Here is a 9899-nt window from a genome sequence, read left to right on the forward strand (position 1 = left end):
AGTCGACCCCCATTGATCGTCAATGTCCGATCGAACCGCGGGAATGACAGTCGTACCCGCGGCCCGAACACGGGAGAGAACGCTGAGCGTCATCACTTTGGCGGCGGGCGAGTTCCACGCGCCATCGCTGTCCGACTTCTTCCCTCCAGCGGTGCTGTTCGAGGGTACGCCGTTCGAACTCGATCGCCTGATGCTGGTCCGGCTGTTGATGACCGCCGTTCTGGTGGCCGTCTTCGTGCTGGCTTTCCGCTCGCCGAAGATCGTGCCGCGCGGCCTGCAGAATGTGATGGAAGCCGGTGTGGTTTTCGTCAAGGAGCAGATCGCCGACGAGGTACTCGGCAAAGAATCCGGCAAGAAGTTCCTCCCGCTGCTCGCGACGATCTTCTTCACGGTTCTCTTTCTGAACTTCTCCGGTGTGATTCCCGGGTTGAACATCTCGTCGAACGCGCGCATCGGCATGCCGCTGGTCCTCGCCGCGATCGTCTACATCGTCTACAACTACGTGGGCATCAGGAAGTACGGGTTCTTCTCCTACATCCGCCACAGCATCGTCGTCCCCGACGTGCCGATCGCGCTGCACGTGCTGCTGATTCCGATCGAGTTCATCTCGACCTTCATCCTGCGCCCGTTCACGCTGACCGTCCGTCTCATGGCCAACATGCTGGCCGGCCACATCATGCTGGTGCTGTTCTTCAGCGCCACCTGGTTCTTCCTGTTCGACGCGACCGCGTGGATGAAGGTCTTCTCGCCCTTCTCGCTGCTGGCTGCCATCGGCTTCACTCTGTTCGAGCTGCTGGTGATCTTCCTGCAGGCCTACGTCTTCGCGCTGCTGGCCGCCGTGTACATCGGGCAGTCGCAGCACGCCGCCGACCACTAGACCCGACCGAACCACCTACATACCGCCAAACCTGCTGCACACGCCGACCGGCGGGTGAGCAACAGAAAGGGAAAGAAGACTCATGAGCCTCGCTTACCTGGCCCAGGAAGCCGCGAACACCGAAAGCTCCTTCAAGGGCTTCGGAGCCATCGGCTACGGCCTCGCTGCGATCGGCCCCGGCATCGGCGTCGGCATCGTCGTCGGTAAGGCCATCGAGGGCATCGCGCGTCAGCCCGAGCTGTCCGGCCAGATCCGCACCACCATGTTCCTCGGTATCGCGTTCACCGAAGCCCTGGCGCTGATCGGCCTCGTCGCCGGCTTCATCTTCTGATTCCGATGCGCGAAATCATGATGCTCGCCGCCGAAGGGGGAGAGGATGTGAATCCTCTCGTCCCCGCAACGTACGACATCGTCTGGTCGATCGTCTGTGTCATCGTCATCGGTCTGTTGTTCTGGAAGTACGTGATCCCACGTGTGACCAAGACCCTCGAAGAGCGCACCGACAAGATCGAAGGCGGTATCGCCAGGGCCGAAGCAGCCCAGGCGGAGGCACAGCAGACGCTGCAGCAGTACCAGCAGCAGCTGGCCGACGCCCGGCTCGAGGCCGCACGTATCCGTGAGGATGCGCGCACCCAGGGGCAGCAGATCCTCGCGCAGATGCGCCAGGACGCCCAGGCCGAAAGCGACCGCATCGTCGCCGCCGGTCACTCCCAGCTGGAAGCCCAGCGCCAGCAGATCCTGACGGAGCTGCGTTCCGAGGTCGGCCGTACGGCCGTCGAGCTGGCCGAGAAGATCATCGGTCAGTCGGTTTCGGACGAAGCCAAGCAGGCGGCGTCGATCGACAAGTTCCTCAAGGAACTCGACGACACCGACGCCATCGGGGTCGGAAGGTAGCGACGCGAAAGTGAGAAGCATGTACGCAGCGAGCCGCGAGGCCAGTGCCCGGTCTCGCGAGGCGCTTCGGGCCGCGTTGACCGGAAGCGAAACTGTCGCGGCCACAACGGGGTCGGAACTGTTCGCCGTTGTCGCCGTGCTGGACGACCAGCGTTCGCTGCGTGTGGCGCTCGCGGACGCCTCGGTGCCGGGTTCGGCGCGCGCTGAACTCAGCGAGCGGATCTTCGGCGGCAAGGTCAGCGCTGCCACGCAGGCAGTGCTGACCACCGCCGTGGCGCAGAACTGGTCCCGCACCCGCGACCTGGTCGACACCCTGGAGCTGCTCGGGCAGGAGGCTCTGCTCGAGTCCGCCGCCGACGGCGGCCGGCTCGACGCGGTGGAAGACGAGCTGTTCCGGCTCGGCCGGATCATCGCCGACAACCCGCAGCTGGAGCAGGCACTGTCCGATCACGGCAAGCCCGCCTCGGCGCGGCGTGAGCTGATCGAGCGGCTGCTCAACAGTAAGGCCGAGCCGGTCACCGTTGCGCTGGCCGAGCAGGCCGTCGTCCGGTTGCGGACCAACAACATCGGCGTCGCCTTCGACGCCCTGTCCGATCTGGCGGCGGCCCGTCGTGACCAGATCGTCGCCCATGTGCACGCCGCGGTCACGCTGAACGATCAGCAGAAGGAGAAGCTGGCGGCTTCCCTGCAGCGGATCTACGGCAAGGCGGTCACCGTGCACGTGCAGGTCGACCCGACGCTGCTGAGCGGCGTCGTCGTGCGCGTCGGAGACGACGTCATCGACGGCAGCGCCACCGGCCGACTGGAGAAGCTGCGCCGCGCGATGTCCTGACCAGGACGCCACCTTCGCAGTTCTTCTTCAACCCCCGACATTCGAGACCACAGCGAGAGCAGGAACAACATGGCGGAGCTGACGATCTCCTCCGACGAGATCCGTAGCGCGATCGAGAGCTACACCCAGAGCTACACCCCGGAAACCTCCATCGAAGAAGTCGGCCTCGTGACCGACACCGGCGACGGCATCGCGCACGTCAGCGGTCTGCCGTCGGCGATGGCCAACGAGCTGCTCGAGTTCCCGGGCGGCGTCCTCGGCGTCGCGCTGAACCTCGAGGACACCGAGATTGGTGCCGTCATCCTCGGCGAGTACGCCTCGCTCGAGGAGGGCCAGCAGGTCCGCCGCACCGGCGACGTGCTGTCGGTTCCCGTCGGTGACAAGTTCCTCGGTCGCGTCGTCAACCCGCTCGGCCAGCCGATCGACGGCCTGGGCGAGATCGAAGCCGACGACCGCCGCGTGCTGGAGCTGCAGGCCGCGACCGTGCTGGAGCGTCAGCCGGTCGAGGAGCCGCTGGCCACCGGTATCACCGCGATCGACGCGCTGACCGCCATCGGCCGCGGCCAGCGTCAGCTGATCATCGGCGACCGCAAGACCGGCAAGACCGCCGTCGCCGTCGACGCGATCCTGAACCAGAAGGCGAACTGGGAGTCGGGCGACCCGACCAAGCAGGTCCGCTGCATCTACGTCGCGATCGGCCAGAAGGGCTCCACCATCGCGGGCGTCAAGACCGCGCTCGAGGAGCACGGCGCGATGGAGTACACCACCATCGTCGCGGCCCCGGCCTCCGACTCCGCCGGCTTCAAATGGCTGGCTCCGTACACCGGTTCGGCCATCGGCCAGCACTGGATGTACCAGGGCAAGCACGTCCTCATCGTGTTCGACGACCTGACCAAGCAGGCCGAGGCCTACCGCGCCATCTCGCTGCTGCTGCGTCGTCCGCCGGGCCGCGAGGCGTACCCCGGTGACGTCTTCTACCTGCACTCCCGTCTGCTGGAGCGTTGCGCGAAGCTGTCCGACGAGATGGGCGGCGGCTCAATGACCGGTCTGCCGATCATCGAGACCAAGGCCAACGACGTCTCGGCGTTCATCCCGACCAACGTCATCTCCATCACCGACGGCCAGGTCTTCCTCGAGTCCGACCTGTTCAACAAGGGTGTCCGCCCGGCGATCAACGTCGGTACCTCGGTCTCCCGTGTCGGTGGCGCCGCCCAGACCAAGGCCATGAAGAAGGTCGCCGGTTCGCTGCGTCTGGAAATGGCCCAGTACCGCGAGCTGGAGGCGTTCTCCGCCTTCGCCTCCGACCTGGACGCCGCTTCGCTGGCCCAGCTCGAGCGTGGTGCCCGCTGGGTGGAGCTGCTCAAGCAGAACCAGTACTCCCCGGTCGCCGTCGAGGATCAGGTCATCTCGATCTACCTGGTCGACGCCGGCTACTACGACTCGGTTCCGGTCGCCGACGTGCGTCGCTTCACCACCGAGCTGCTCGAGCACCTGCACAGCGTGACCCAGTCGTCGTTCGACGCGCTGGAGGGTGGCAAGAAGCCGCTCGACGGCGAGGCCGCCGAGGCGATCAAGTCCGAGACCGACAAGTTCAAGCAGGGCTTCCTTGCTTCGGACGGCAGCCGCGTCGTGAACGAGGCCGCCGCGGGCGACCTTGACCACGAAGAGGTCGAGTCGCTGTCGGTCACCCGCAAGCACGTCGACAAGTAAGCCGGGTCAGCACTGATGTCGGCAACTATCGATACGGCGAATGAAGGGAGTGAATCGTAGTGGCAAGTTTGCGCGAATTGCGCTCCCGCATTCGTGGTGTGAATTCGATCAAGAAGATCACCAAGGCTCAGGAACTGATCGCGACCTCGCGAATTTCCAAGGCCCAGGCCAGGGTCGCGGCCGCCAAGCCGTATGCCGAGGAGATCACCAAGGTCCTCGGTGAGCTGGCCAGCGCCTCGAAGAACCTGTCGCACCCGCTGCTGACCGAGCGCCCCAATGCCCGGCGGGCCGCTGTCCTGGTGATCACCAGTGACAGCGGTATGTGTGGTGGCTACAACTCCAACGTGCTCAAGCGCGCCGAGGAGCTCATGACCACCCTGCGTGGCGAGGGCAAGGAACCGGTGCTGTACGTGATGGGCAACAAGGGCCTCACGTACTACAAGTTCCGCAACCGCCCGTTCCAGGCGTCGTGGACCGGTTTCTCGCAGCAGCCGAAGTACACCGATGCGTCGGCCGCCTGCCAGCACCTGGTCGAGGCCTTCATGGCCGGCTCCGACGGTGAGGTTCCGGCGCTCAGCGGCGGGACCATGGCGGGTGTCGACGAGCTGCACATCGTGTACACCAAGTTCGTCTCGATGCTGACCCAGACTCCGGAGGTGCGCCGCCTGGCGCCGATCCAGGTCAGCTTCGTCGACGAGAACTACGAGCTCGGCGACGACATCATGTCGGACTCGCCGAACGTGGTTGTCTCGGCGCAGTACGAGTTCGAGCCGGACGCCGACGTGCTGCTGGGTGCTCTGCTGCCCAAGTACGTCAACACGCGAATCTACGCATCGTTGCTCGAGGCAGCGGCATCCGAGTCCGCGGCTCGGCGCACCGCAATGAAGGCGGCGACCGACAACGCCAACGAGCTGGCCAGTGTGCTCCAGCGCGAGGCGAACTCGGTGCGTCAGGCCCAGATCACGCAGGAAATCAGCGAAATCGTCGGCGGCGTGAACGCGCTGGCGTCGAGCTCGGACCGCGACTAGAAGCGCAGGAAGAGAACCAATCTAATGACCGCAGCTGTCACTCAGGACAACGCGAAGAAGGCGGGCGAAACCGCCGGCCGCGTCGTCCGTGTCATCGGCCCCGTCGTGGACGTCGAGTTCCCGCGTGGCGCCATTCCCGAGCTGTTCAACGCTCTGAACACCGACATCAAGCTCGCGTCGGTGGCCAAGACCCTCACCCTCGAGGTCGCCCAGCACCTCGGCGACAACATCGTGCGCACCATCTCGATGCAGCCGACCGACGGCCTGGTCCGTGGCGCGAGCGTCACCGACTCGGGCAAGCCGATCTCGGTGCCCGTCGGCGACATCGTCAAGGGCCACGTGTTCAACGCCCTCGGCGACTGCCTCGACTCGCCCGGCCTCGGCCGCGACGGCGAGCAGTGGGGCATCCACCGCAAGCCCCCGAGCTTCGATCAGCTCGAGGGTAAGACCGAGATGCTCGAGACCGGTGTGAAGGTCATCGACCTGCTCACCCCGTACGTCAAGGGCGGCAAGATCGGTCTGTTCGGTGGTGCCGGTGTCGGCAAGACCGTTCTGATCCAGGAGATGATCACCCGTATCGCTCGCGAGTTCTCCGGCACCTCGGTGTTCGCGGGCGTCGGTGAGCGTACCCGTGAGGGCACCGACCTCCACCTGGAAATGGAAGAGATGGGCGTCCTCCAGGACACCGCCCTCGTCTTCGGCCAGATGGACGAGCCGCCGGGCACGCGTATGCGCGTGGCCCTGTCCGCGCTGACCATGGCGGAGTACTTCCGCGATGTCCAGCACCAGGACGTGCTGCTCTTCATCGACAACATCTTCCGTTTCACCCAGGCCGGTTCCGAGGTCTCGACCCTGCTGGGTCGTATGCCTTCGGCCGTGGGTTACCAGCCGACGCTGGCGGACGAGATGGGTGAGCTCCAGGAGCGCATCACCTCGACCCGTGGTCGCTCGATCACCTCGCTGCAGGCGATCTACGTCCCCGCCGACGACTACACCGACCCGGCGCCGGCGACCACCTTCGCCCACCTCGACGCGACGACCGAGCTTTCGCGCCCGATCTCGCAGAAGGGCATTTACCCGGCCGTCGACCCGCTGACCTCGACCTCTCGTATCCTCGAGGCTTCGATCGTCGGCGAGCGCCACTTCCGGGTCGCCAACGAGGTCAAGCGGATCCTGCAGAAGTACAAGGAGCTGCAGGACATCATCGCCATCCTCGGTATGGACGAGCTCTCCGAAGAGGACAAGGTCCTCGTCGGCCGTGCCCGTCGTCTGGAGAAGTTCCTCGGCCAGAACTTCATCGTGGCCGAGAAGTTCACCGGTCAGCCGGGCTCGGTCGTGCCGCTGGAGCAGACCATCGACGACTTCGACCGGGTCTGCAAGGGCGAGTTCGACCACTTCCCGGAGCAGGCGTTCAACTCCTGCGGTGGACTCGACGATGTCGAGGCCGCTGCGAAGAAGATCGCCGGAAAGTAGTCAACGATGGCAGAGTCCACTTCCAGGACGATGACGGTTGATCTCGTGGCTGTCGAACGTAAGCTCTGGTCCGGCCAGGCTTCGTTCGTCAGCGCGCAGACCACCGAGGGGCAGATCGGCATCATGGCGGGCCATGAGCCGCTGCTCGGTCAGCTCGTCGAGGGCGGCACGGTGACCATCGTGCCGACCGAGGGTGAGCGGATCGTCGCCGCGGTACACGGCGGCTTCTTCTCGGTGACCGCCGATACCGTTCGCGTGCTGGCCGAGTCGGCCGATCTCGCGGGCGAGGTCGATGTCGACGCGGCACGCAAGGTGCTCGCCGACGCGGATGCCGACGAGGCGCAGCTGCGCGCGGCGCAGGGTCAGGTCCGGGCCGTCGAGGCGACCACGGCGTCCTGATCGCTGTACAGCGACACGAATACTGCCGGCGGTGAACTCCTGGAGTTCACCGCCGGCAGTGTTATATCCGGCGGATGGCGGATCCGGGCGGAACCGTTTCGGGCGCCCGTGATTGAATATGACAGGGGTGTCCACGGCACCCGAGTGGAGCGAAAGGGCGTACGGCATTGCAAACCGGGATGGTTCTCCTGATCATTCTGGTGCTGACGCTCGTGTTCATCGCAGGCGCTTCCACCTATCGGCTGGTCATGCTGCGTCGTGGTGGGACGGCCGCGCTGCTGCGGGTACTGCCCGCGCGCGGCGGCCAGGGCTGGCGGCACGGCCTCATCCGCTACGACGAGGACCGGCTCGTCTTCTTCAAACTCACCAGCCTCAAATTCGGCCCGGACAGCACGATTCACCGTCAGGGCCTCGAAATCGTCGAACGCAGGCATCCCCAGGGCGACGAGTTCGACATCATGACCGACGACATCGTCGTGGTAGCCGTCACCGACCCGCACGCCAGCTTCGAATTGGCACTCGACCGCGGATCGATGGCGGCTTTTCTGTCGTGGATGGAGTCGCGGCCGTCGGACCGTGCCAAGCGAAAGGGCCCGATCTGAGATGCCGGACGACTCGCAGCCACGATCGTCGGTCCACCTCACCCGGATCTACACCCGAACCGGTGACGACGGAACAACGGGCCTGAGCGATTTCTCCCGAGTCGCCAAGACCGACGCGCGCCTGGTCGCCTACGCCGATTGCGACGAGGCCAATGCCGCGCTCGGTGTCGCGGTTGCCCTCGGTACGCCGGCACCCGAGATCCTGTCGGTGCTGCGCCAGATCCAGAACGACCTTTTCGACGCGGGCGCGGATCTGTCGACCCCGATCGTGGCCGACCCGAAGTACCCGCCGCTGCGCATCACCCAGTCCTATATCGACCGGCTCGAGGCGTGGTGCGACGAGTTCAACGAGTCTCTCGCGCCCCTGAATTCGTTCATCCTGCCCGGCGGCACGCCGTTGGCCGCGCTGTTGCACACCGCACGTACGGTTGCCCGCCGCGCCGAACGATCGGCCTGGGCCGCGGTCGCCGCGTACCCCGACGACACGAGCGTGCTGCCCGCGAAATACCTCAATCGTCTGTCGGACCTGCTGTTCATCCTCAGCCGCTACACCAATCCCGAAGGTGACGTGCTGTGGCAACCGGGCGGTGGACGCTAGCGCGAAAGCGGCTCGGCGGTCACGAGTTCCGGCCCGATCGAGCCGGTTTGGTGACAGGGGGGCGTGTCGTGGCGCATCGGTCGATAAGCTGGCGGGGTGAGCGAACGGTTTCTGGTCTCCGGCGGTAATCAGCTCGTCGGCGAGGTCGCGGTCGGCGGCGCGAAGAACAGCGTGCTGAAGCTGATGGCCGCGTCGTTGCTGGCCGAAGGCACAACCACCATCACCAACTGTCCCGACATCCTCGATGTCCCGCTGATGGCGGAGGTACTGCGCGGCCTCGGCTGTGATGTGACGATCTCCGACGACGAGAGCGGTGACCGATCGGTCGTGACGATCGTGACCCCGGCGGAGCCGAAGTACCACGCGAACTTCCCGGCGGTCACCCAGTTCCGCGCCTCGGTGTGTGTGCTGGGTCCGTTGATGGCTCGTTGTAAGCGCGCGGTCGTTGCCCTGCCCGGCGGTGACGCGATCGGTTCGCGTCCGCTCGATATGCACCAGGCCGGTCTACGTCTGCTTGGCGCGACCAGCGAGATCGAGCACGGATGTGTGGTCGCCAAGGCCGAGGAGCTGCAGGGCGCGCGGATCCGGCTCGACTTCCCGTCGGTGGGCGCCACCGAGAACATCCTGATGGCGGCGGTGCTCGCCGAGGGCGAGACGGTCATCGACAACGCCGCACGCGAGCCCGACATCGTCGACCTGTGCACCATGCTCACGCAGATGGGTGCGCGGATCGACGGTGCCGGTTCCTCGGTGCTCACCGTGCAGGGCGTCAAGAGCCTTCGGCCAACCACGCACCGGGTGATCGGTGACCGCATCGTCGCCGCCACCTGGGGGATCGCGGCCGCGATGACCACCGGTGATGTGCGCGTCACCGGGGTGAACCCGAAGCACCTGGCCTTGGTGCTGGACAAGCTACGTTCCGCCGGTGCGCGAATCTCCTACGAGCCCAACGGTTTCCGTGTGGTGCAGCCGGAGCGTCCGCGTGCGGTGAACTTCGCGACGCTCCCGTTCCCGGGTTTCCCGACCGATCTGCAGCCGATGGCCATCGGCCTGGCCGCCATCGCCGACGGCACCTCGATGATCACCGAGAACGTCTTCGAGGCCCGTTTCCGTTTCGTGGAGGAGATGATCCGCCTCGGCGCCGACGCCCGCACCGACGGTCATCACGCCGTGGTCCGCGGCATCCCGCGCCTGTCCAGCGCCCCGGTGTGGTCTTCCGACATCCGTGCCGGCGCCGGCCTGGTGCTGGCCGGTCTGGTCGCCGACGGCGTCACCGAAGTGCACGACGTGTTCCACATCGACCGCGGCTACCCCAAGTTCGTCGAGCAGATGCAAGCCCTCGGTGGACAGGTCGAGCGCGTCGGTACGCCGAAATAGCCTGCTGACCAGCCGATTTGACTTCGTGTTTGGCGGCACGTAACTTAGTTCGAGTCAGAGCGACACGGACACCGACTCAGCCCCGCTGAGACACGAGGTAGTACGATGA

11 protein-coding genes are annotated in these 9899 nt (G+C 65.8%); all 11 read left to right on the plus strand.

The genetic code is table 11. The features are described from left to right. The first annotated feature begins 43 nt into the window (after positions 1 to 43). The 11 genes from atpB (at position 44) to murA (ending at position 9790) form a co-directional block, all read left to right on the plus strand. The gene (atpB, locus tag AB0F86_RS22050; protein WP_225282119.1) at positions 44 to 877 is read left to right on the plus strand and encodes a F0F1 ATP synthase subunit A; all 834 of its coding nucleotides are present in this window, start codon (positions 44 to 46) and stop codon (positions 875 to 877) included. Positions 878 to 959: 82 nt separating this feature from the next. Then, entirely contained in the window at positions 960 to 1208 is a 249-nt protein-coding gene (locus AB0F86_RS22055; RefSeq protein WP_067490449.1) for an ATP synthase F0 subunit C, read from the plus strand. Positions 1209 to 1213: 5 nt separating this feature from the next. Further along, positions 1214 to 1771, plus strand: a complete 558-nt coding sequence (locus AB0F86_RS22060) for a F0F1 ATP synthase subunit B (RefSeq protein ID WP_067490448.1) — start codon at positions 1214 to 1216, stop codon at positions 1769 to 1771. A gap of 19 nt (positions 1772 to 1790) precedes the next feature. Continuing rightward, positions 1791 to 2603 carry a F0F1 ATP synthase subunit delta gene (locus AB0F86_RS22065; RefSeq protein WP_356984806.1) on the plus strand — a complete coding sequence of 271 codons (813 nt, stop codon included), beginning with the start codon at positions 1791 to 1793 and terminating at the stop codon, positions 2601 to 2603. 69 nt (positions 2604 to 2672) lie between these two features. Then, positions 2673 to 4313, plus strand: a complete 1641-nt coding sequence (gene atpA / locus AB0F86_RS22070; RefSeq protein WP_181697475.1) for a F0F1 ATP synthase subunit alpha — start codon at positions 2673 to 2675, stop codon at positions 4311 to 4313. Between the two features lie 59 nt (positions 4314 to 4372). Beyond that, the gene (locus AB0F86_RS22075; protein WP_067490441.1) at positions 4373 to 5341 is read left to right on the plus strand and encodes a F0F1 ATP synthase subunit gamma; all 969 of its coding nucleotides are present in this window, start codon (positions 4373 to 4375) and stop codon (positions 5339 to 5341) included. A 24-nt stretch (positions 5342 to 5365) separates the two neighbouring features. Then, positions 5366 to 6814 (plus strand): F0F1 ATP synthase subunit beta, encoded by a 1449-nt coding sequence (atpD, locus tag AB0F86_RS22080; protein WP_067490436.1) that lies wholly within the window; start codon positions 5366 to 5368, stop codon positions 6812 to 6814. Positions 6815 to 6820: 6 nt separating this feature from the next. Then, on the plus strand, positions 6821 to 7213 hold the full coding sequence (locus tag AB0F86_RS22085) for a F0F1 ATP synthase subunit epsilon (protein ID WP_067490434.1): 393 nt from the start codon (positions 6821 to 6823) through the stop codon (positions 7211 to 7213). A 179-nt stretch (positions 7214 to 7392) separates the two neighbouring features. Then, positions 7393 to 7815 carry a DUF2550 domain-containing protein gene (locus AB0F86_RS22090; RefSeq protein ID WP_067490432.1) on the plus strand — a complete coding sequence of 141 codons (423 nt, stop codon included), beginning with the start codon at positions 7393 to 7395 and terminating at the stop codon, positions 7813 to 7815. 1 nt (position 7816) lies between these two features. Beyond that, entirely contained in the window at positions 7817 to 8413 is a 597-nt protein-coding gene (locus tag AB0F86_RS22095; protein ID WP_181697474.1) for a cob(I)yrinic acid a,c-diamide adenosyltransferase, read from the plus strand. Between the two features lie 96 nt (positions 8414 to 8509). Next, positions 8510 to 9790: a UDP-N-acetylglucosamine 1-carboxyvinyltransferase gene (gene murA, locus AB0F86_RS22100; RefSeq protein WP_356984802.1), complete on the plus strand. Its 1281-nt coding sequence runs from the start codon at positions 8510 to 8512 to the stop codon at positions 9788 to 9790. Positions 9791 to 9899: the final 109 nt, after the last annotated feature.

The sequence above is a fragment of the Nocardia sp. NPDC023733 genome, from assembly GCF_040639775.1.
GTDB lineage: Bacteria > Actinomycetota > Actinomycetes > Mycobacteriales > Mycobacteriaceae > Nocardia > Nocardia rosealba.